The organism is Paenibacillus sp. SC116 (genome assembly GCF_024733555.1).
Classification (GTDB): domain Bacteria; phylum Bacillota; class Bacilli; order Paenibacillales; family Paenibacillaceae; genus Paenibacillus_B.
In genome coordinates, this window is record NZ_JANIOF010000001.1 from 909,225 (window position 1) to 930,984 (window position 21,760).

Sequence of the window (21,760 nt, forward strand, 5' to 3'; positions counted from 1 at the left end):
CCGTAACTCCGGTCGGGCCGGTTAACCCCGTAGCTCCCGTTGGACCCATCACTCCAGTGGCTCCTGTCGCCCCGGCTCCCGTAACTCCGGTCGGGCCGGTTAACCCCGTAGCTCCCGTTGGACCCATCACTCCAGTGGCTCCTGTCGCCCCGGCTCCCGTGACTCCGGTCAGGCCGATTAACCCCGTAGCTCCCGTTGGACCCGTCGGACCCGTGGCCCCTGATGCTCCGGTAACGCCACGAATTTTACATTTATTCTCAATTTTTTCAAGTATCTTTTCTAAAACAATAATGGCTGATTTTATAACACTAATAAGTTCTTTATGACATCCTTTTAAACATGCAACTACTGCAAGTAATTGTTCGAGCAGAATCAACAATTTTTCAATTAACGCCTTCACGGAAAAACAATCCTGATTAATTAATGTTTGAATGATTCTAATCGTCTTTCGTAAATTAGCCTTTAAGGCGTCATGTATACACAAGTCGATGACAAAACTGTTTAATCTATTCAGTAGGTGATTCAATTGCTCTACGTATTTATTTTCGGGATTCAATATGCATTGTTGGATGTAAGATACCAAACTTTGAAGTTGACTTATGAGAACAGAAGATTGTTGAGGTGTCAGCACACCATTACAACATTTTTTATTTCGCAAAACATGCTTTCTTTTTTTCTTAGTTGTCTCTTTCCTTTTCCTTACTGTTGTCTTGCCTAAGCGCTTTAACAATTTTCTTTTTGCATATTCAAATTGCGTAGAGCCTTCTGACAATTGCTCCTTCGTTCTACTCCCTTTATTTTTAGCTATGTGAATCACCTCCTCTACCTACACCATATGTAGTTATTCCTAATATGGATTGTAAAAATGGAGAGATAGCACTCGTCCAGTGTAAAAATGAGCTCTGAGAGCTTTTTCAAGCCAACAAACGATGCTTGATTCATAATTCAGTATCTTTTGCAACATGATCTTCATAAGATGCTGTATAGGCATGTGATTACACAAAAGCTCCTCTGTCACCTCGCTATTTCCAAATGATTTAACACATTAATTTTTCACCCCGCTAAATAAAAAAGAACAAGGTGAATGTGATGAACAAACATAACTACCGCATATTAATCGGCAGCCCCATACATCAGAAACCTCAAATATTAACAGAGTTCCTCCAATCGTTACTTCAATTAAACGATCAGAAAATTGAATTTCATTACTATTTTATCGATGATAATATTGATCCAAAATCCCAAGAACTTCTTATCGAATTCCAGCAAAAAAAAGAACATTCTCGTATCACGCGTTCTGATGAGCAAAAACATTATGAATGCAATGATACGACCCACTATTGGCATTCTGATTTAGTCTGGAAAGTAGCTGCGTTCAAAAACAGTATCATGCAATACGCAATTGATTATAAATTTGATTACGTGTTTCTTATTGATTCCGACCTGATCCTACATCCAAATACGGTAGAACAGTTAGTCAAAGCCGATAAACCAATTGTCTCGGAAATTTTTTGGACGAAATGGGTACCCGAAGCCGTTGAGCAGCCGCAAGTATGGCTATATGACGAATACACCCAATGGGAACACCACCCCGATGAGCTGCATGTATCTGAAGAAGAGCAGGTCAATCGATTCTCGCAATTTACGAATAAAATGAAAATACCCGGATTATACGAAGTCGGCGGGCTCGGAGCCTGCACATTAATTCGTCACGATGCATTGCAAGCTGGAGTATCATTTACTCGCATCCCGAACATTTCATATTGGGGTGAAGATCGCCATTTTTGTATCCGTGCTGCAGCATTAGGTATTCCTCTATATGTAGATACGCATTATCCTGCCCTTCACCTATATCGGGAGTCCGATCTTGAGCAGTACCTTCAAAGTAAACATCAAACAAACGTATCCCATACAAAATACGAAAACCCTCCTCCCATGGAAAACATCAGTCATATCCCATCTTCTACTATGAGCGTTCGTGAGCGTCCAAAACTTACGTTGACTATGGTTATCCGAAATGAAGCCAATCGTTATCTCCACCAAACGTTAAGTGAACATCAAAAATACATTGATGAGGCTGTCATTATTGACGATGGCAGTACCGATAACTCTTTAGAAATTTGCAAGGAACTGTTAACAAACATCCCACTTCGCCTCATTCGAAACGAACATTCCAAATTCAGCAACGAAATTCAGCTACGGCAGCAGCAATGGGCAGAAACGATCCAGACAAAGCCTGATTGGATTTTGAATTTGGATGCCGATGAGCAGTTTGAATCAAGTTTCGGCGACGATATTAACGATATGCTCAAAGCCAATTCTATCGATTGCTATTGTTTCCGTTTATTCGATCTATGGAATGAGACACATTACCGTGAAGATCAATATTGGCATGCACATCTCTATTACCGTCCATTTTTGATTCGCTATCGTGAAGACTTTCAACCCGCATGGAGAGAAACACCGCAGCATTGCGGCAGATTTCCGATGAATGTACTAGAGCTTAGACATCAACTTTCCCCTCTTCGGCTGAAACATTTTGGCTGGGCAAAACATGAACATCGAATAGAGAAATACAACCGCTACTTGGAATTGGACCCGGGTGCACGATATGGCTGGAAAGAACAGTATGACTCTATCTTAGATCAGAAACCCCTGCTCATTCCTTGGGACCAATCTCAATTTTAGAGAAATGGAGACTTACTAATATGTCAACAATCATTCATACACTTCCACTACTTATTCGTAGTTCACCATATGATGAACTTGACCGCAGCATGTTAAAGCAGTGCTTGCAAAGCTTAAGCTTCAGTGAACAGCCAGTTGTCGTCATATACAACCAAGGTAGTATGAGCAATAGTGAAGTGGACCAACTTTGTCAATCGATTGGACTGCCCTTTCATCTTCTCGGCTCGGAAAATAATATTGGTATTGCACAAGCTCGTCAGAAGTGCTTTGAATTTATATGGGAAAATTACCCTGAAACTGATTTCATTTCTGAAATTCACGTTGACATGATTTTTCCTCCTAACTGGTATCAACCTCTAATCAATTATTTAAAAGAGTCCGAAGAACCCCTTATATCTCCAGGAATACTTACTGCAGAAGGAGTCCTTCAACCACTTGGTACTCACTCAGAAGTTCCCACTTCCTATGATCAAATGTGTTCGCTGCTGCATAACTGCTCACAAACTGGCGTAATCAATGCTTTTGTTCATCCTGTTATACATCGTGCAACCGTTCTACGCACAATTGGTGGGTATGATATTCGTTTTCTCCGTGGCAAGCAAGGGTATGAGGACGATAGTCTACTACTAGGGTATTTGTATTACATGGGTCTCCGGAGCAATTGGCGTCCAAAATGCTGCCTGGCTTCATGGGTGTATCATGCTACCTTGGCTCAGCGTATGAGTTTACCTGATAAACATTTGCATTTTTCACAGAACGAGCAAGGTTTGATCGAACAATACGGAGCAAATGGTTTGCAGCATCTCCAACGTATATACCCTGATTCAACCATATTTCAGCAGCTACTAAATACATGGCTTGAAGCGAGAGATAATACACCCACTACAAGATGATCATTACGGACAGAAATAGGAGTTGTGAAGATGAAACAAGATCAGAAAGAAATATGGGATCGATTATGGTCACACGAAGTGTCCTATCAATGGGATCCATTAAGCCAAACCATTTTAGAATCCCTAACGAATTCAATGGGAACCGTATCTGGACGCTCTATGTTTGAGGCGGGATCAGGAACAGGAAAAATATCTCTCCGACTTTGCCAACTTGGAGCAGATGTGACTTTAGCAGATTATTCCCAAATTGCATTAGACAACAGTCGAGCTGCCTTTGATCAGCATCTATGCAAAGCTAACTTCCTATTAACAGACATTAGGAGTATTCCATCTGAAAATAATAGCTATGACGTTGTTTGGAATGCAGGTGTACTTGAGCACTTCACTTACGAGGAAAAAGTACAAATACTGAAGGAAATGCGAAGGATTACGAAGCCTGATGGCATGGTAATTATTTTCACACCAAATGCACAATGTCTTCCATATCGCGTAGGGAAACATTACGCAGAACAATCTGGAACATGGATGTATGGTGTGGAAGAACCTGTCTTGTCTTTGCAAGACGAATTTCAGGACAGTAATATTACGTTGCTGAATGAGCATTCTATTGGCTTTATAAATAGTCTGGACTTCCTTGATTTTGTACCTAATGCAGGTATTCTTAAGACGCAATTACGAATATGGTACGAGCAACTGGATAGCGTGGAACAAAGCTGGTTTCCAGGTTATTTACTTGCAAGTATTGGTAGAGTAACAAAAAGTAACAAAAAACTAATCGATGTCATCTAACTTAACCTGACCTAATTTAAAAAAGCTGCGACTAGCCAAACTAGTACGCAGCTTTTTATATTTTATATTTATGAATTGATCCACCAAGCTTATTATTATAATGAAAAAAGTGCAAACTTGATTATGGCAACATGGATGAACCCATCAAATACTTATCTACTTCACGCGCAGCTTCACGACCTTCATTGATTGCCCATACTACCAAGCTTTGACCACGGCGCATATCACCAGCTGTAAATACTTTATCTACATTTGTCTTGTAAATTCCATATTTCGCTTTTACATTCGACCAACGATCTGTTTCCAAGCTTAATTGCTCTGGGATCGTCTGCTCTGCTCCATCGAAGCCGATAGCGATCAGTACGAGATCTGCCTTGAATTCACGTTCCGTTCCCGGGATTGGCTGATAAATTTTACGTCCTGTCTCATCGACAATACGTTCAATTTGAACCGTTTCAAGTGCAGTAACACGACCGTTCTCACCACCGATAAACTTGGTTGTCATGATAGAGAATTCACGCGGGTCACGTCCGTAAAGAGCCTTTGCTTCTTCTTGTGCATAATCAAGCGTATATACGTTCGGGAATTGCGGCCAAGGGTTATTTACTTCATCGCGCTCAAGTGGTGCTTTGGCATGTGTACCAAACTGAGTAACACTTGCGCAACCATGGCGGAGTGCTGTTGCTACACAATCTGTACCGGTATCACCACCACCGATTACGATTACATTTTTATCTTTAGCATCAATATATTGGCCATCTTCTAAATTACTATCCAGATAGCTCTTGATCGTTGAGTTCAGGTAATCCATTGCATAATGAATACCTTCAAACTCACTGCCTTCGATCTTAAACTGACGCGGTCTTGTAGCTCCACCACAAAGTACAACCGCATCATAGTCATTTACAAGTTGATCAGAAGAAATATCCTTGCCTATTTCCGTATTAGTAATGAACTGTATGCCTTCTGCAGCTAACAAGTCAACTCGACGCTGAACAACACCTTTACTCAGTTTCATGGTTGGAATGCCATAAGTGAGCAATCCGCCGATCCGATCCGCCCGCTCATATACCGTTACGAGATGACCAGCTTTATTCAACTGTGCCGCAGCTGCTAGACCAGCAGGCCCTGAGCCAACAACCGCTACCTTTTTGCCTGAGCGCTTCTCTGGTGGTTGTGGAGTAACCCAACCTTCGCTAAAACCTTTGTCGATAATCGCTTGCTCGATCGTCTTAATCGTTACTGGCTTGCCAATCAGTCCTACGGTACAGGAACCTTCACATGGCGCCGGGCACACACTTCCCGTAAACTCTGGAAAGTTATTTGTCTTATGCAAACGGTCAAGTGCTTCTCGCCATAATCCACGATAGATTAAGTTGTTCCATTCAGGAATCAAATTATTAACCGGACATCCTGAAGTTCCGCCTGTAAGCTCTATTCCAGTATGGCAATAAGGTGTACCACAATCCATACAACGAGCGCCCTGTGTACGGAGCTCTTCTTCGGACATATGCTTATGGAATTCTTCCCAGTCTTTAATTCTCTCTAGTGGATCACGATCAGCGGGAATCTGTCGTGTATACTCCATAAATCCTGTAGGTGTTGACATGCTAGCTCCTCCATCCGTTCGTATGCGTATCTATTTATTGAAATTTTATACATCAATATAATACGTAATCCCTAACACATGCAAGAAGGAAATACATTGTCCGACAAATAATTATGTAAAGTTTAGCGTAAATAAACAAAAAACCATATAGAGAAAATATCGTTTAGTTTGCACTGCTTTACACTAATAAAGGGGCATATGAAATAAGCCCCTACTATTTGTTACGCTCATATACGCTGAAACGATGAGGAACAGGATTTTTCTCATCCACTGTTCCTTCTGTTTCCTCAACAAGCAGCCAATCAGTCTGCTCAAAGTTAGGAAAATAATCGGTTCCTTCATATTCAGCATCAATAAAAGTAATAAGCAATCGATCTGCATGCGGCATAAAGAGGTGGTAGATCTCTGCACCGCCCATAATCATTACTTCTTCCTGCTCTGCAAGTTTCAGGACAACTTCCAAATCAGTAATCGTTTCTGCACCTTCAGCGCTCCATTTTGCATTGCGCGTCAGCACAAGATTACGCCTATTGGGAAGCGGACGTCCGATAGAATCATACGTTTTGCGCCCCATAACGACAGTCTTTCCGCTCGTTACACGACGGAAATACTTCATATCATTAGGCAGGTGCCACGGCAAAGCATTATCTCGGCCAATAAGGTTGTTTCGATCCATTGCCCAGATCATATTGATACTCATTCCGGCATGCCTCCTTACTACTAAAGAATCATTAAAGTATTAAATAGCTACGGTTGCCTTAATTCCCGGATGATACTCATACCCTTCGAATTCGAAATCCTCATAGCGATAGTCAAAGATGGATTCTGGCTTACGCTTAATCACAAGCTTTGGCAATGCAAGCGGCTCTCGAGACAATTGAGTCTGTACTTGCTCCATATGGTTAGAATAAATATGCACATCGCCGCCAGACCAAATAAACTCTCCCACTTCCAAGTCACATTGATGCGCAATCATATGTGTTAGCAAAGAATAACACGCAATATTAAATGGAAGCCCTAAGAACGTATCTACGGAGCGCATATTCAACATACAGCTGAGTTTACCGTCTGCTACATAGAACTGAAATGCATAGTGACATGGCGGCAACTTCATGTTGTCAACTTCGCCCACATTCCAAGCCGATACAAGCAAGCGACGGGAATCCGGATTCGTCTTAATCTGTTCGATCACCTTTGTAATCTGATCAATAACACGTCCGTCTGTTGCTTCCCATTTTCTCCATTGAGAACCGTATACAGGTCCGAGATCACCGTTCTCATCAGCCCACTCGTTCCAAATTCTAACTCCGTTCTCTTGCAAATACTTTATGTTCGTATCGCCGCTAAGGAACCACAACAGCTCATGAACAATGGACTTCAAATGCAAACGTTTCGTCGTAACAAGTGGGAATCCTGCCTGTAAGTTAAAACGTAACTGTCGCCCAAAGACAGATACTGTACCTGTACCTGTACGATCTTCCTTTTTAACACCGTTATCTAATACTTCTTGTAGTAGGTCTAAATAATTTCTCATGCTGATTAATTCCTCCGTTCTTCACCTAACTATCTTAACAGTGTACCACTGCAAGGCAAAAAAATCACCATTGCAACACTTTACTTGCCATACGAAAAATTTCTCAATCCTAATAAAGATTCCTATCATCATCGAACTGAACTATTGAGTCGCAATAATAAAAAAAAGTCCCTGTTATCCATAAGACAACAGGGAAAAACAAACCATATAGAACCGTAACAAATAAAACAGAAATTAATTAGAGAATAAAGTTACTTAACTGTGGATCGGATGACCCAATACAACCTCAGCAGCTTCCATTACGATCTCACCCAAAGTTGGATGAGCGTGAATAGTCAATGCCAAGTCTTCCAATGTAGCTGCCATTTCAACAGCCAAGCCCAATTCTGCAATCAAGTTAGACGCTTCAGGACCCACGATTTGGGAACCTAGAACGATACCTGTCTCAGCATCAGCAACGATTTTAACGAAGCCATCAACGCTTCCGCCAAGGGACAACGCACGACCGTTAGCTGCATATGGGAACTTACCAGATTTAACGTTCAAGCCTTTACCTTTTGCTTCGGATTCAGACAAGCCTACGCTTGCGCACTCTGGATCTGTGAAGCAAACAGCTGGCATAGCTTTGTAGTCAACAACGCTAGGCATACCTGCGATTGCTTCAGCAGCCACTTTACCTTCGTAAGAAGCTTTGTGAGCCAATGCAAGACCAGGAACGATATCACCGATAGCGAAGATATGCGGGATGCTAGTGCGACCTTGGTGGTCAACTTCGATCAAACCGCGGTCAGTCATTTTAACGTTGATCATGTCAAGGCCAAGCTCACCGTCAGTGTTCGGGCGACGACCAACTGTAACAAGCAAGTACTCTGCCGTTACTTCTTTCGTCTCTCCGCCAACTTTGAACTTAACAGTTACATCATTGTCTGTTTGCGCAGCACTTTCAGCTTGTGCACCAGCAAAGATTTCAACGCCTGTTTTCTTCATGTTTTTGGACACAATTGTAGTCATGTCTTTATCAAATCCAGGAAGAACCATGTCTGCGCCTTCGATGATTGTTACTTTTGTACCGAACTTGGAGTACATTTGGCCAAGCTCTGCACCGATGTATCCACCACCGATAACGATCATGCTTTTCGGAATTTCAGGCAATTCCAACGCTTCTGTGGAAGACAAAATGCGTCCGCCGAACGGGAATGCTTTCAATTCGATTGGGCGAGAACCTGTAGCGATGATACAGTTTTTGAACATGTAACGAGGTGCTTCTTGATCGTTGAACACACGTGCTTCGTTTTCATTGATGAACATTGCTTCACCTTTGAATACTTGTACTTTGTTCTTTTTAAGAAGCGCACCAACGCCGCCTGTAAGCTTTTTAACAACGCCGCCTTTGAATTGCTGAACTTTGGAGAAGTCAACTTTAACGTTCTCTGCAGTAATACCAATTTCAGAAGCGTGTTGTGTTACTTCATATTGATGAGCTGCGCTAATAAGAGCCTTGGAAGGAATACAACCACGGTTCAAGCACACGCCGCCAAGCTCAGACTTGTCGACGATCAATACGCTTTGTCCTAGCTGAGCAGCACGAATTGCTGCTACATAACCACCAGGACCTGCCCCGATTACTAGTGTATCAATGTTTAAAGACGCGTCTCCTACTACCATTGTTATACCTCCATGACTAGCAGTTCTGGGTTAGCCAACAACTGCTTGATATAGTTCATAAAGTTTTGAGCTGTAGCGCCATCGATTAGACGGTGGTCGAAGCTCAAAGACAATGCCATAACAGGTGCTGCAACAATCTCGCCGTTCTTCACAACTGGCTTCTCAGAAATACGTCCTGTACCCAAGATCGCAACTTCAGGGAAGTTGATGATCGGAGTGAAGAACATACCGCCTGCGGAACCGATGTTAGTGATTGTGATTGTAGAGCCTCTCAATTCGTTAGGAGCAAGCTTGCCATCACGGCCGCGAGCTGCCAAGTCACGAATATCGTCAGAGATCATCCAGATGCTGCGGCGATCTGCATCCTTAATAACAGGAACGATCAAACCGTTGTCTGTATCTGCTGCGATACCGATGTTGTAATACTTTTTGTACACGATTTCTTGTGCTGCTTCGTCGATCATTGCGTTCATAACAGGGAATTGACGTACCGCTGCTACCAACGCTTTCACGATGAATGGCAAGTAAGTAACTTTCTTACCTTTTTGCTCCATAACTGGCTTCAAGCGGTTGCGGAATGCAACAAGTTCTGTAACGTCCACTTCGTCCATGATTGTAACGTGTGGTGCCGTGTAAGCGGATTTAACCATAGCGTTGGAAATCGCTTTACGGATACCTTTGAACGGTGTGCGCTCTTCTTCTTGTAAGCGATCAGCTGCTGGTGCTGCTGCTTTCTCAGCTTTCGCTGCTGGTGCTGCAGTAGTTTCAGCTGCTTCTGCCTTAGGAGCTGCCGCTGGTGCGCCGCCTTTGGAGAATGCTTCAACATCTTCACGAGTGATTTTTCCGTTGTTGCCTGTACCTGGAACATCAGCGATGTTTACGCCAAGTTCACGAGCGAACTTACGAACGCTAGGTGTTGCCAACACTTCACGGCTAGGAGCTGCTGGAGCTGGAGCCGCTGCTGCTTCTGCTTTAGGAGCTTCAGCTGCTGGTGCCGCTGCTTCTTCCTTAGCTTCTTCAGCTGGAGCAGCTTGCTCAGGAACGTCGCCTTCAGCATCGATAATAGCTACAACTTCGCCCATGTGCATTACTTGACCGTCTTTTGCAAGAACTTCAAGTACTGTTCCGTTCACTGGACAAGGAACTTCTACGATCGCCTTGTCATTTTGTACTTCCATGATAATGTCATCATCTGTTACTTTGTCGCCTGGCTTGATAAGTATTTTGATAATTTCGCCTTCATGCAAACCTTCACCAAGCTCTGGGAAACGATATTCAAACTTTGCCACAGGTAGGTACCTCCTTCACTCATATAACGGTTCTATCTATTAGAAATTCAATACTTTTTTAACATTAGCAATGATGCGCGCAGGAGATGGCAACCATTGGTCTTCGATCTGTGCAAATGGATAGATCGTATCAGGACCTGCAACGCGAAGCACTGGTGCTTCAAGGTGAAGAATTGCTTTCTCGTTGATTTGAGCAATAACTTCTGCTGCAACACCGGATGTTTTTTGAGCTTCTTGAACAACGATAGCACGGTTTGTCTTCTTAACAGACTCAACGATTGTATCGATATCAAGTGGCAACAAAGTACGAAGGTCGATAACCTCAGCTTGTACGCCTTCTTTTTCAAGCTCAGCAGCTGCTTTCATTGCTGTGTGAACCATAAGTCCGTAAGCCAAGATTGTTACATCTTTACCTTCGCGAACAACTTTAGCTTTACCGATCTCAACTGTGTACTCACCTTCAGGTACTTCATCACGGAATGCATGATACAAGTTCAAATGCTCCATGAAGAATACAGGATCGTTTTCACGGATTGCAGAGATTAGCAAACCTTTTGCATCGTACGGGTTGGAAGGTACGATAACTTTGATACCTGGAGATTGAACAAGCAAACCTTCCAAGGAATCAGTGTGAAGCTCAGCTGCTTTAACGCCGCCACCGAAAGGTGTACGGAATACGATTGGCGAGTTGTAACGTCCACCAGAACGGTAACGCATACGAGCTGCTTGAACAACCATTTGGTCAAGTGCTTCATAGATGAAGCCTACGAATTGGATCTCAGCAACTGGACGGAAGCCAGTTACACCAAGACCTACTGCCATACCACCGATTGCAGATTCTGCAAGCGGTGTATCGAATACGCGCTCTTCACCAAATTCTTTTTGCAATCCTTCTGTCGCACGGAATACGCCGCCAACATGACCTACGTCTTCACCGAAAACAAGGACGTTAGGATCTCGTTTCAACTCAACGCGCATTGCGTCGCGAATCGCTTCTTTCATATTCATTTGTGCCATTGATTCGTATCCTCCTTACATCGTCGCAAAGAAATCTTTGCCTGTCCGCTCATCGAATTATTTCGAATTCATCTATAGTAATGAAATCTTATTGAAAGTCTGCTTTTTGCTCTTCAAGGTGCTGTGGCGTTACTTCGAACATTGTGTCGATTAGGCCAACAACAGTCATTTTCTCTGTTTGCTCTGCACGCTTGATTTCTTCGTTTACTTTCGCTTTTGCTTCTTCTTTTACGCGAGCTGTATCTTCTTCAGTCCAAAGACCTTTGCTCTCAAGGAATTTACCAAAGCGAACGAGTGGATCTTTAACAGACCATTCAGCTTCTTCATCTTTAGTACGGTATTTAGAAGTGTCATCCGCCATGGAGTGTGGACGGTAACGGTATGTCAACGCTTCGATCAATGTAGCGCCTTCACCGTTGCGGCCACGCTCAGCTGCGATTTGAACTGCTTTAATAACTGCCAATACGTCCATACCGTCGATTTGCATGCCGTGGATACCAGCTGCAACCGATTTGTGAGCAATAGACTTAGCAGCCGTTTGCTTCGAGAATGGCGTTGTAATTGCATAACCGTTGTTTTGTACAAAGAAAATAACAGGTAGTTTGTAAGCACCTGCGAAGTTCAAACCTTCGTAGAAGTCACCTTCGGAAGAACCGCCGTCACCTGTGTAAGTAATTGCAACATTTTGTTGCTTTCTAAGTTTGAAGCCTTTAGCGATACCCATTGCGTGCAAAATTTGTGCACCGATGATGATCTGTGGCATCAATACGTTAACACCCTCAGGAATTTGTCCACCGTGTTGGTGTCCGCGAGAGTACAAGAATGCTTGATAAAGTGGCAAACCGTGCCATACGATCTGTGGCATATCACGGTATGCAGGTACTACGAAGTCTTCTTTGTTAAGTGGGTATACACTACCTACCATGGAAGCTTCTTGACCAGATACCGGCGCATAGAAACCAAGACGACCTTGACGACCAAGGTTGATCGCACGATCATCCCACGCACGAGTAAATACCATACGGTACATAATTTCTTTCAGTTGGTCATCGCTCAATTCCGGCATCATGTCCGGGTTCACGACTTGACCTTCTGGTGACAAGACAGATAGAGTTTGGACATCTTCCGTCTGAACTTCAAATGGGAACTTGCTCATCATATTCACCTCAATAAAAGTTTGAAGATTTTGTTTCTCTGTTATAGAATTATTATACACCTGTTCTACTCGATTGGTCAAAAGAAATAGCGGAAAAAGTGAATATTTTGTTCTCTTGTAGCTATAACAGTTTCTTTTAACTACTATAACAGGATAAAACAAATCAGTCTAGTTCCAGCGATATTCAGCACATACATTTCGATATGTATTGTGTTCAACTTCTAGATCCATTACGCTCGATACTTTCAAGAATAATGAATAAAGACAGTTGATTCGTTCTTAGTGTTAACCAATTTCGATAAAATTTTGCATGGTGGTGTTGTGAATGTCAGATTCCGCATATTTTAAACGCACTATTGTTAAACACGATATCTCTTCATCTATATTGCCTACTGGTAGTCGCTCGTTGCGAGTCTATTTGCCTCCAGGTTTCAACGAGATTGTCAGCTACCCTGTCGTTTACTGTCAAGATGGCGAAGACTTCTTCAACTTTGGCCGCATCGCTACAATAGCTAACAAGCTGATACTTGATGGCGAAATTGAACCTATTATTATTGCAGGTGTGGATGTGGACAAAAAAGTCCGTACCGAAGAATATTCACCAGATGGAGCATTGTTTGAAACGTATACACAATCATTTATGGAAGAAATCGTTCCTTTTATAGAAGCGACATACCCTGTACGCACAGATTGGAACGACATTGTATTAGCAGGAGATTCATTAGGCGGCACGGTGTCTTTGCACATTGCTCTTAAGCAACCTGAGAAGTTCAAGCAGGTCATTTCTTTATCAGGTGCGTTCTATTCCGCATCCTACGGAATCTTAGCTGCTCAACCAGATTTCAGTTGGCTGCGCATCTTTATGATTGTTGGCTTGCAGGAGACTGCTTATGAAACAGATCGTGGCGTGTTTGATTTCTTACAAATTAATCGCGACACCCATCAGCTGCTTTCCGAGCGTGATGCTCATGTTCATTATGAAGAACATGATGGACAACATCTATGGGGCTTCTGGCAAAAACATATTCCAGACGCGCTTAAGTATTATTTTGAAGTCTAAAACAGCTATCAAACTGTACCAGACTGAACGGCACAGGACTAGCTGTTTCAATACAGTTATTCGTTATTCAATAACTGCTTTTACCTAATTGCTCAGAACATAAAGAAAGAAGTGACATCCAGATAGCATGTCACTTCTTTTGTACTATTTACTGCTCTATAAGTTTCTTACCTTAGCAGCATGATTTGCAATTAAATCAACCAAGCACTTCCGGCCCTTGCCTCCGCATTTATATACCATGAAAAACAATGAAGGTAGCTCTCGCAAATATGCAGATAAATCGCACTTCTACCTCATTTGAAATATATTACAATGAGTGATCTGCGCGAATTCGCTGAAGCAATCGCTCACAACCTACTTCAACTAAACGATAGACCTCCTCGAAGTTACCCGTGTAATACGGATCAGGTACGTCAGCAATCTCTTCCTCAGGCAGCATTGTCATAAATCGCAACACCTGTCCTGAAGCGTTCGACGCGCCCTCCCAAGCGAGTACATTCCGTTCATTGCTTGTATCCATACAAACTATATACGTAAATTGCTTAAAATCTTCGGCTGCGATTTGTCGCGCTTTTTGACCTTGATAAGAAATATTTCGCTTATCTAATAACTGGCGAGTACCCTCATGAGGTTGGTGGCCAATATGCCAGTCACCAGTACCAGCACTATCAATGGATATCACATTAGATAATCCTGCTTCAGATACTTTCTGTCGCATAACAGCTTCCGCCATCGGTGATCGACAAATGTTGCCCAAACATACAAACAAAACAGATACCATAATCCTATATCCTCCTTCTCTTGCTACAATTGTAGCCGCATCATTTCTTCATTTCAACAATTGTCGACTTTGAAGCTAACAGCTTGGTCCAAATACAACTTTTCGATATACTAGTTATAGAAAATACATATCGATATTTGAGCATTCAAGAAGGAGATAAGAAAATGGTACAACAAAAGCCGCAGCTTTCTCAGGAAAATAAAGAAATAGTACAGGAGCTGCACGCTGTAATCGTTGCTGGCGGCGAACAGCCGGCATGGATTATAAATGAACTTCAAACAGCAGATATCATTATAGGGGCAGATCGTGGTGCTTTATTTCTCGTAGGGAATGGTATTAAGCCAACTCTCTCGCTCGGTGATTTCGATTCCGTGAATGAGCATGAAAAGCAATTCATAAAAGAAAACAGCAACCGAATGTTGGGTTTTGATGAAATAGACAAAGATTACACAGATACGGAGTTAGCTCTCCAATATGCCATGCAATACGGGGCAAAAACCATTACGATATATGGAGCAACAGGAACACGACTCGACCATACACTCGCCAGTATTCATCTGCTCCGCCAAACCTATGAAGCAGGCATACGTACGAAAATTGTCGATGAACACAATTCAATCCAACTGACTGGGGATTATTTGGAAATATCTAAAGAAAGATATACGTACATGTCACTCATCCCTTTAAGTATGAGTGTTACTGGTATTTTTCTGGAAGGATTTGTTTATCCTCTAACAGACGCAACCTTAACAATAGGACAATCTTTGGGTGTAAGTAATAGATGGGAAGCAGAGTGCGGCACGATAAAGGTAAAGAGCGGATTAATTCTCATTATTTGCAGTCGAGATTAATGGCAAAATAATAATATATATGAAACGAACCTGTATACTCACCAATCACCTACTATATACAGACATGCGGTCTTTATCTTTTGTTCAATTATATAATCAATTACCTAGATAACAAAAATAGCTCTTTGCCGTAACTCACCACAGCAAAGAGCTATACTAGGAATTGATAACCCAAGTGTTACTTCATATCATTTACGAACCTCGTAGTACCACATTTTCTTACTTATTAATGATAAGCAATCAAGACTTACCTAATTAATTGCGTTCCGATAATTCTATCAACTCACTTATAGTAACAAATTTATACCCTTTTTTTAATAGAATAGGAAACATTTGCTTTACAGCCTCTACAGTTTGCTCCCTATCTCCGCCCCCATCATGAAGCAAGACAATAGAACCGTTCTTCATGTTGTCCAACACTCTTTGTACGATAACATCTGCCCCGGGATACTCCCAATCTCTTACATACATATCTCTTGACCAGAGTGCAAATCGATAACCCATTTGTTCAGCACGCTCTACTGTCTCCATACGAAATACACCATAGGGAGGTCTGAGAATTTGACTCCGTGTTTTTGCATGAGTCGTTATGGCTGCTTCCGTTATCTTTATCTCTTTCTCCGATTCTTCAATAGTTAGCTTTGATAAATCAGGGTGAAAATAGGTATGGTTGCCGATTTGGTGACCTTCTTCCACAATACGCCTTGTAATGTCGGGAAATTCGTCTACAAATTCTCCAACTACAAAAAAGGTTGCTTTCGCATCATATTGCTTAAATAAGTCTAGTAGTAAGGAAGTATATTCCGTTGGACCATCATCAAATGTGAAGCAAACGTATAATTCGCTCTGATCAGGAAGTCTCACATCTCTTATAATTCGATGATCAAGATTGTCTACTAATTCTGGATTTTCACAAAACTCACGAAAGTCAATAATATTCTCTGCCATATACGCTCACCTTCTCATGTAGATTAGGATTACCTACGATACAACATTCACTCCGTTAACGGCCTACTTATTAGCTGTGCAGACCTGTTCACGTTATTTCGTTACATTTATATAAGACGAATATATAACTAATGATTCACACTTGATGGAATAAAAGATATTGGGCTTTCTACTGAGATTTATGAAATAGAGTTTAAAGAAATTCATATGCTCTAAAAGGCTCTATGCAGAAGATATTTTTTTATGAATGAGGGTAGTTCGTTCTGTGGAGTCAATCTCTGATGTATATCCATACTATCATACCCAGGGTTTGGAAGTCTCTTTTTTGTTTGTATATTTAGGCATTTTTAATAATCATAAAACCTGCACCACAACAATAGTACTGCCCATCTCTTCTCTGGGATTTTGAGATTGCGATATTATGTACTCCCAATAATCCTCAATATAGGGCTAAGAAAAAACTCCTACGGGTTGTAGGAGCACAGTGACACAACGATTTGATATGAATCCGTTATATCACTTATGATTTCTCGTACCAAGGAGCTAGTTGCTTGTATATATGAACCGCTCCTCGCTCAGCACCTAGCTCGCTAGATGCAATAGCATGGATGACTGCTACGCCATCGGCTCCAGCCTTAACAACCGGTGTAACCCGTTCTGCATGTATTCCCCCGATACCTACAATTGGAAGTTTAATACCAGCACGACGCATATCCATAATTAAAGAAGGACCAATGACAGGATGCAGATCCTGTTTTGTCTGGGTGAAGAACATCGGTCCTACTCCGATATAGTCTGCTCCTTCATACTCTGCATCGAGAGCTTCTTCCACGTTATGAGTGGATTGACCAATAATCGTCCCATGAGGAAGAAGTTTGCGCGCCTTTGTCAACGACATGTCCTCTTGCCCCAAATGGACACCATCTGCTTCCAACTGTGCAGCAAGCTGTACATCGTCGTTCACTATAAATAATATATCTTGCTGACGGCATAAATCTCGGAGTCGTGTACCCAGTTCAATCCGTTCATTTTCCGTGAGAATAGATTCTCCAGATTTCTCTCTCCATTGAAAAGAGGTAATTCCACCTCTAATTGCACTCATTAAAGTCTCTTCAATGCCTTTAAGACAATTCACTGAACCCGCTACGAACATGAACCTCAATTGTTTATGTAATGACACAACTACTCCTCCCTTCTATCCAGCATACGTAAAGCCCAGTGATTAACTGGGCCATGCCCATTTCCAATAGCAATAGGATACTTAATTGCCATATGAATATACTGCTTTGCTTTTATAACTGAGTCAAGTACAGAATAGCCCTTTGCCAAGTAAGCCGTAATCGCTGAAGATAAGGTGCACCCTGTTCCGTGGGTTCGGATCGTATCATGTCGTGGTCCTTCAATCCACCATCCTTCTGCACCATCATAAAGTAAGTCAGCAGAAAAGTCCTTATCTGGTCCGTGCCCACCTTTTACAAGTACATGTCCTGATCCTAAATCATGCAATCGTTTAGCTGCTTCCAATTGATCCGCACGACTCTGAATCGCGATCGACGTAAGGGCGGCTGCCTCAGGAATATTAGGCGTTACCACTGTAGCAATAGGCAGTAAACGTGTTCGCAATTGTTCAACCGCGTTTTCTTCTAATAGGACTGTCCCACCTTTAGCAATCATGACAGGGTCCACGACAATATTAGGCCAACGATAATTCTCCAAACGTTCTGACACAAGATTTATGATATTGCTATCTGCAAGCATCCCCGTCTTTACCGCATCTGGACGAACATCTTCTTCAAGCGCATCAAATTGAGCCGCAATATGCGCAGCCGGAATACAATGAACATCATGCACACCAAGCGTATTCTGAGCCGTAATTGCTGTTATTACACTCATACCATAGGCTCCGCACTCTTGAAATGTCTTAATATCTGCTTGGATGCCTGCTCCACCGCTGCTATCTGATCCTGCAATTGTAGCGGCGCGAGCCGGTATCCTTAACGATTCGGTGGCAAGATGGATATCATCAGATTCAAAAGAGAGGTTCTTAGCCCAATCCCATGACATTTTATCAGAACTTTCCGTTAGTGAATTAAATGTCTCACCGCTTAGTGTATAGATTTGAATAGAATGCTCAGCACTCATGTTGGTATACCTTCTAATGGACTGCTCGCTGAAGCATAGCGCTTCATCGGAATACGGCCCGCTTCATAACCTAGTCTACCTGCCTCTACCGCCCACATCATAGCTTCAGCCATCCTGACAGGATCTTTTGCTCCTGATACAGCTGTATTTAATAATACCGCATCCGCGCCAAGCTCCATTGCCTTCGCAGCATCGCTCGGCGTTCCTATGCCAGCATCAACAATGACTGGTACATTTGCTTGCTCAATAATGAAAGAAAGATGGTGTGGATTTAACAGCCCAAGTCCTGTTCCAATCGGAGATGCACCAGGCATTACGGCATGTACGCCAAGCTCCTGCAATCTTCTCGCCAAAATAACATCATCTGATATGTAAGGCAGTACGATAAAACCTTCATCCAATAAAATCTCACAAGCGCGATATGTTTCTAATGGATCAGGCAAAAGGGTTTTAGCATCACCGATGACTTCTACTTTAATCATATCGCATAGTTCAGACGCCTTTGCCAGACGAGCAATACGTACGGCTTCTTCAGCTGTTGATGCGCCAGCTGTATTTGGCAAAAGTGTGTATTTATTTAGATCTAGGCTCTCTAAAAAGTTAGGTTGGGTTGGCTCAAATACATTCATTCTTCTGATAGCAAATGTTAATATTTCCGTCTTAGACACTTCGACTGCCTGACGTTGAATATCAAAGTCAGGGAATTTCCCTGTCCCTAACAGCAATCTCGATTCAAATGTATGTGGTCCGATACATAAAGGTGATTTCATTATTTTTATCCCCCTCCAACAAAATGAACAATCTCGATCCGATCCCCATCCGACAATAGTGTTGTTTCATATGCCGACTTGGAAATGATATTTCCATTGAGCTCCACAATCACGATTCGCTGTTGCATCTGCAAATGAGATAGCAACTGAGAAATGTGGCCTTGTTTTTCTGCGAAAACAATCGGGTCTCCGTTTATGATAAGCTTCAATTTCATCCTACCTTTCTACATGACAAACGATGACATAATAACTCATCTATATCACCAAAGATTCAATGAACAACCTGTGGCATAGGCGTATGGCGAAGTGGATCAAAGGTACTCATCCAAGACCATGGCATCTTACCTGAATGAATCCAGGAAGCGACACCTATTCCTGTGGCTGCACTTAATAGTATGCCATTGCGGTAATGGCCTGCCGCCAACCACAATCCTTTAATATGCGAGACCGGGCCGATATATGGAAGACCATCAGAAGTGGCCGGCCTGAGCCCTGCCCATGCAGTGACAAGTTCTGCTTCATATAAGCTTGGAATATACGATATCGCGCTTTGAATCAAATTGGTGATTGATCCAGCGTTTACTTTCCGGTCATAGCGATGAGGGTGAGAAGTGGCACCTATGTATACATGACCACCACTTTTCGGGACTATATACGTTCCATTACCATACAAGATCGAATCAAATGCATGGTCCATGCGCACAACCGCCAGTTCTCCTTTAACGGGATAAAAATGGGTACGAACATCCGTCTGCTCATTAAAGCTATTGCTGTCTACACCAGCACATATAACGACATGCTCTGCGGTCCATGTACCCTCAGCCGTTTGGACACCACGAATGACACTATTTTCATAAATGATTTTTTTTACTTCCTGATACTCCTTAAACTGAACGCCTCTTTTTCGTGCTCCTGCTATCAATGCTTCCATCAATTTTACAGGTGACACATGTCCTTCATGGGGCACTTCATATACCCCATATACCGTCGGAGAAATATATGAATACGTGTCTCCTTCAGCTAGTAGGTTTCGCCAGTGTATATGTCTGCACTCACCTGAATCTAACTTCTCCGCTGTATTTTGAAGAGCTGTACCGACTAGGCTTTGTTCCTGTTGTGAATGCACAGGGATCAGCAATCCATTTCGTCTAAGTTCCAAATCTACCTCACTATCGAGCCATAGCTGCTCCGCCCAACTAGAAAACAATTCGAGACTCGTATAAGCAAAATTAGCAAGAACTTTATTTTCAAATCGCTCAGCAGTTGGTGCCAGCATACCAGCCGCAGCTCTAGAAGTGCCATGACTCAATATTCCTCGTTCTAGTACGGTTACGCTCAGCCCAAGCTTTGCACATTCATAAGCTACCGAGCATCCAATAACACTACCGCCCACTATCAATACATCCGAATGTCTTGAATGGTCCATGTCTCCCCCATCCTTTCCATGCTATTCCCTTGAATAACTTCTTTCATGAACCGCATATTGCACACTGCTCAGTAATGCTTCCCGATAGGTACGAGCAGCTATTTCAGGTGATTCTGCGTTCCAAATACCCGACATAACAGCAACGCCTGAACCTCCAGCTCTTACAACTCTCATCATATGATCCGGCTTAATGCCTCCTATCGCAATAATAGGAATATCAACTACTTCTCGGCACGCCTGCAAACCGTCTAATCCACGCTCTCGAACCCCCGGTTTGCAAGAAGTTTCAAACACATGGCCAAACAATAAATAATCGGCACCATCTTGTTCTGCAATCACAGCCTCATCTTCGTTATGTACAGATACTCCTACAGTTAATTGTGGGTACATACGTCTTACGACTCTACATGGTAAGGAATGATAGGCGAGTTGAACCCCTTTCGCTTGAATAGCTGCTGCAACATCACATCTGTCATTAATGATCCATTTTTGTGTAGGTATGCCGGAATGCCTGCAACTTTCAATTACCTCCCACAACTTTCTCGCTGACCATTCTTTCTGTCTTAGGTGTATGAAATCTACATGGTCTGCTATCTCAATAGCAATACGTATGACCTCATCTACCTTATGCGTGGGTGGGGTTATTACATGAAGCCAAGGTACAATCATCATTCGTTATGCCTCCTCAACCAACGTTTGCTTCACTTTCTGAGTAAAGGAATTTGAGGAAGTGCTGATGAAATACAAGACAAAAAGGACCACTCTATAGAAAGAGTGGTCCTTGGTCTGAGCAATCCGATAGCTATAACGTATTAAATACACGTAATAGGCACATGTCATCCGCTCACGATATCGTATCTACTGGCTACGTATGTCGTGCAACTTATCGTAAGGGCATACTTACATATATGTACGCTTAGATCAGCATATTGTTAAAATCAAGCTGGTACGCTGTATGCTGAGCAAAGGATACACATGCCCATTCGTTAGACATGCCGGTCTTCATCATCCCAATCCACACTTCCCTACGCTGGTATAATCCAGATCAGGTCGTTAAGAGTCCGAAGCCTATGCTTCATCTCAGCCGATAACCGGCCCCCCTAGTGTTGGATAGTTCTGGTATGTTTTTGCATCGTAAGTGT

At 42.5% G+C, this 21,760-nt stretch carries 21 protein-coding genes and 1 riboswitch; of the genes, 5 read left to right on the forward strand and 16 right to left on the reverse strand.

The genetic code is table 11. The annotated features are described in order from the left end of the window. The coding region (locus NQ117_RS24010) for a collagen-like repeat preface domain-containing protein (protein WP_309137844.1) at positions 1–817 on the reverse strand (817 nt) is incomplete at its 3' end. 272 nt (positions 818–1,089) lie between these two features. Between NQ117_RS24010 and NQ117_RS03660 the strand changes: the two genes are divergently transcribed. From NQ117_RS03660 to NQ117_RS03670, 3 genes are read left to right on the forward strand one after another with little or no spacing between them, the layout of a single operon-like run. Beyond that, positions 1,090–2,688, forward strand: a complete 1,599-nt coding sequence (locus tag NQ117_RS03660; protein ID WP_258276645.1) for a glycosyltransferase family 2 protein — start codon at positions 1,090–1,092, stop codon at positions 2,686–2,688. Between the two features lie 20 nt (positions 2,689–2,708). Then, positions 2,709–3,581, forward strand: coding sequence for a glycosyltransferase (locus tag NQ117_RS03665; RefSeq protein WP_258276646.1), 873 nt, complete (start codon positions 2,709–2,711; stop codon positions 3,579–3,581). A 30-nt stretch (positions 3,582–3,611) separates the two neighbouring features. Further along, positions 3,612–4,370 carry a class I SAM-dependent methyltransferase gene (locus NQ117_RS03670; protein WP_258276647.1) on the forward strand — a complete coding sequence of 253 codons (759 nt, stop codon included), beginning with the start codon at positions 3,612–3,614 and terminating at the stop codon, positions 4,368–4,370. 121 nt (positions 4,371–4,491) lie between these two features. Here NQ117_RS03670 and NQ117_RS03675 read toward each other — a convergent pair whose 3' ends face one another. From NQ117_RS03675 to pdhA, 7 genes are all read right to left on the reverse strand, one after another. Continuing rightward, positions 4,492–5,979 (reverse strand): glutamate synthase subunit beta, encoded by a 1,488-nt coding sequence (locus tag NQ117_RS03675; RefSeq protein ID WP_258276648.1) that lies wholly within the window; start codon positions 5,977–5,979, stop codon positions 4,492–4,494. Between the two features lie 214 nt (positions 5,980–6,193). Continuing rightward, on the reverse strand, positions 6,194–6,679 hold the full coding sequence (locus NQ117_RS03680; RefSeq protein WP_258276649.1) for a dihydrofolate reductase: 486 nt from the start codon (positions 6,677–6,679) through the stop codon (positions 6,194–6,196). Positions 6,680–6,718: 39 nt separating this feature from the next. Beyond that, complete coding sequence (gene thyA, locus NQ117_RS03685; RefSeq protein WP_258276650.1) at positions 6,719–7,513, reverse strand: thymidylate synthase; 795 nt, start codon at positions 7,511–7,513, stop codon at positions 6,719–6,721. A gap of 255 nt (positions 7,514–7,768) precedes the next feature. Continuing rightward, complete coding sequence (gene lpdA / locus NQ117_RS03690) at positions 7,769–9,178, reverse strand: dihydrolipoyl dehydrogenase (RefSeq protein WP_258276651.1); 1,410 nt, start codon at positions 9,176–9,178, stop codon at positions 7,769–7,771. A gap of 2 nt (positions 9,179–9,180) precedes the next feature. Next, positions 9,181–10,467: a dihydrolipoamide acetyltransferase family protein gene (locus NQ117_RS03695; RefSeq protein ID WP_258276652.1), complete on the reverse strand. Its 1,287-nt coding sequence runs from the start codon at positions 10,465–10,467 to the stop codon at positions 9,181–9,183. Between the two features lie 39 nt (positions 10,468–10,506). Next, positions 10,507–11,484, reverse strand: a complete 978-nt coding sequence (locus NQ117_RS03700; protein ID WP_258276653.1) for an alpha-ketoacid dehydrogenase subunit beta — start codon at positions 11,482–11,484, stop codon at positions 10,507–10,509. Positions 11,485–11,572: 88 nt separating this feature from the next. Beyond that, entirely contained in the window at positions 11,573–12,640 is a 1,068-nt protein-coding gene (pdhA, locus tag NQ117_RS03705) for a pyruvate dehydrogenase (acetyl-transferring) E1 component subunit alpha (protein ID WP_144991751.1), read from the reverse strand. A gap of 325 nt (positions 12,641–12,965) precedes the next feature. On the opposite strand from pdhA, the gene NQ117_RS03710 reads away from it, so the two are divergent. Next, on the forward strand, positions 12,966–13,700 hold the full coding sequence (locus NQ117_RS03710; RefSeq protein ID WP_258276654.1) for an alpha/beta hydrolase: 735 nt from the start codon (positions 12,966–12,968) through the stop codon (positions 13,698–13,700). Positions 13,701–14,007: 307 nt separating this feature from the next. Here the strand turns inward: NQ117_RS03710 and NQ117_RS03715 are convergent, their stop codons facing one another. Then, on the reverse strand, positions 14,008–14,481 hold the full coding sequence (locus tag NQ117_RS03715) for a low molecular weight protein-tyrosine-phosphatase (protein ID WP_258276655.1): 474 nt from the start codon (positions 14,479–14,481) through the stop codon (positions 14,008–14,010). 164 nt (positions 14,482–14,645) lie between these two features. Here NQ117_RS03715 and NQ117_RS03720 point away from each other — a divergent pair, with 164 nt between their 5' ends. Then, positions 14,646–15,332 carry a thiamine diphosphokinase gene (locus tag NQ117_RS03720; protein ID WP_258276656.1) on the forward strand — a complete coding sequence of 229 codons (687 nt, stop codon included), beginning with the start codon at positions 14,646–14,648 and terminating at the stop codon, positions 15,330–15,332. Positions 15,333–15,587: 255 nt separating this feature from the next. Here NQ117_RS03720 and NQ117_RS03725 read toward each other — a convergent pair whose 3' ends face one another. From NQ117_RS03725 to NQ117_RS03755, 7 genes are all read right to left on the reverse strand, one after another. After that, positions 15,588–16,280 carry a polysaccharide deacetylase family protein gene (locus tag NQ117_RS03725; RefSeq protein ID WP_258276657.1) on the reverse strand — a complete coding sequence of 231 codons (693 nt, stop codon included), beginning with the start codon at positions 16,278–16,280 and terminating at the stop codon, positions 15,588–15,590. A gap of 520 nt (positions 16,281–16,800) precedes the next feature. After that, positions 16,801–17,460 carry a thiamine phosphate synthase gene (thiE, locus tag NQ117_RS03730; protein ID WP_258276658.1) on the reverse strand — a complete coding sequence of 220 codons (660 nt, stop codon included), beginning with the start codon at positions 17,458–17,460 and terminating at the stop codon, positions 16,801–16,803. 2 nt (positions 17,461–17,462) lie between these two features. Next, positions 17,463–18,422 carry a bifunctional hydroxymethylpyrimidine kinase/phosphomethylpyrimidine kinase gene (gene thiD / locus NQ117_RS03735; RefSeq protein ID WP_375163017.1) on the reverse strand — a complete coding sequence of 320 codons (960 nt, stop codon included), beginning with the start codon at positions 18,420–18,422 and terminating at the stop codon, positions 17,463–17,465. Beyond that, the gene (locus NQ117_RS03740; RefSeq protein ID WP_258276659.1) at positions 18,419–19,192 is read right to left on the reverse strand and encodes a thiazole synthase; all 774 of its coding nucleotides are present in this window, start codon (positions 19,190–19,192) and stop codon (positions 18,419–18,421) included. The genes thiD and NQ117_RS03740 overlap by 4 nt, the downstream gene beginning before the upstream one ends. A gap of 5 nt (positions 19,193–19,197) precedes the next feature. After that, a complete protein-coding gene (gene thiS / locus NQ117_RS03745; protein ID WP_258276660.1) occupies positions 19,198–19,401 on the reverse strand; it encodes a sulfur carrier protein ThiS in 204 nt (67 codons plus the stop codon). Positions 19,402–19,463: 62 nt separating this feature from the next. Continuing rightward, positions 19,464–20,618, reverse strand: a complete 1,155-nt coding sequence (gene thiO / locus NQ117_RS03750) for a glycine oxidase ThiO (protein WP_258276661.1) — start codon at positions 20,616–20,618, stop codon at positions 19,464–19,466. Between the two features lie 21 nt (positions 20,619–20,639). After that, entirely contained in the window at positions 20,640–21,290 is a 651-nt protein-coding gene (locus NQ117_RS03755; protein ID WP_258276662.1) for a thiamine phosphate synthase, read from the reverse strand. Positions 21,291–21,623: 333 nt separating this feature from the next. Next, positions 21,624–21,730: riboswitch (TPP riboswitch) on the reverse strand. Between the last annotated feature and the right edge of the window lie 30 nt (positions 21,731–21,760).

Bases quoted from the DNA above. Each gene is read 5' to 3' on its own strand.
- NQ117_RS03715 (WP_258276655.1), bottom strand. From the start codon at position 14,481: ATGGTATCTGTTTTGTTTGTATGTTTGGGCAACATTTGTCGATCACCG.
- NQ117_RS03670 (WP_258276647.1), top strand. From the start codon at position 3,612: ATGAAACAAGATCAGAAAGAAATATGGGATCGATTATGGTCACACGAA.
- pdhA (WP_144991751.1), bottom strand. From the start codon at position 12,640: ATGAGCAAGTTCCCATTTGAAGTTCAGACGGAAGATGTCCAAACTCTA.
- NQ117_RS03660 (WP_258276645.1), top strand. From the start codon at position 1,090: ATGAACAAACATAACTACCGCATATTAATCGGCAGCCCCATACATCAG.
- thiO (WP_258276661.1), bottom strand. From the start codon at position 20,618: ATGGACCATTCAAGACATTCGGATGTATTGATAGTGGGCGGTAGTGTT.
- lpdA (WP_258276651.1), bottom strand. From the start codon at position 9,178: ATGGTAGTAGGAGACGCGTCTTTAAACATTGATACACTAGTAATCGGG.
- NQ117_RS03720 (WP_258276656.1), top strand. From the start codon at position 14,646: ATGGTACAACAAAAGCCGCAGCTTTCTCAGGAAAATAAAGAAATAGTA.
- NQ117_RS03700 (WP_258276653.1), bottom strand. From the start codon at position 11,484: ATGGCACAAATGAATATGAAAGAAGCGATTCGCGACGCAATGCGCGTT.
- thiD (WP_375163017.1), bottom strand. From the start codon at position 18,422: ATGAGTGCTGAGCATTCTATTCAAATCTATACACTAAGCGGTGAGACA.
- NQ117_RS03740 (WP_258276659.1), bottom strand. From the start codon at position 19,192: ATGAAATCACCTTTATGTATCGGACCACATACATTTGAATCGAGATTG.
- NQ117_RS03755 (WP_258276662.1), bottom strand. From the start codon at position 21,290: ATGATGATTGTACCTTGGCTTCATGTAATAACCCCACCCACGCATAAG.
- NQ117_RS03725 (WP_258276657.1), bottom strand. From the start codon at position 16,280: ATGGCAGAGAATATTATTGACTTTCGTGAGTTTTGTGAAAATCCAGAA.
- NQ117_RS03710 (WP_258276654.1), top strand. From the start codon at position 12,966: ATGTCAGATTCCGCATATTTTAAACGCACTATTGTTAAACACGATATC.
- thyA (WP_258276650.1), bottom strand. From the start codon at position 7,513: ATGAGAAATTATTTAGACCTACTACAAGAAGTATTAGATAACGGTGTT.
- NQ117_RS03675 (WP_258276648.1), bottom strand. From the start codon at position 5,979: ATGTCAACACCTACAGGATTTATGGAGTATACACGACAGATTCCCGCT.
- NQ117_RS03680 (WP_258276649.1), bottom strand. From the start codon at position 6,679: ATGAGTATCAATATGATCTGGGCAATGGATCGAAACAACCTTATTGGC.
- NQ117_RS03665 (WP_258276646.1), top strand. From the start codon at position 2,709: ATGTCAACAATCATTCATACACTTCCACTACTTATTCGTAGTTCACCA.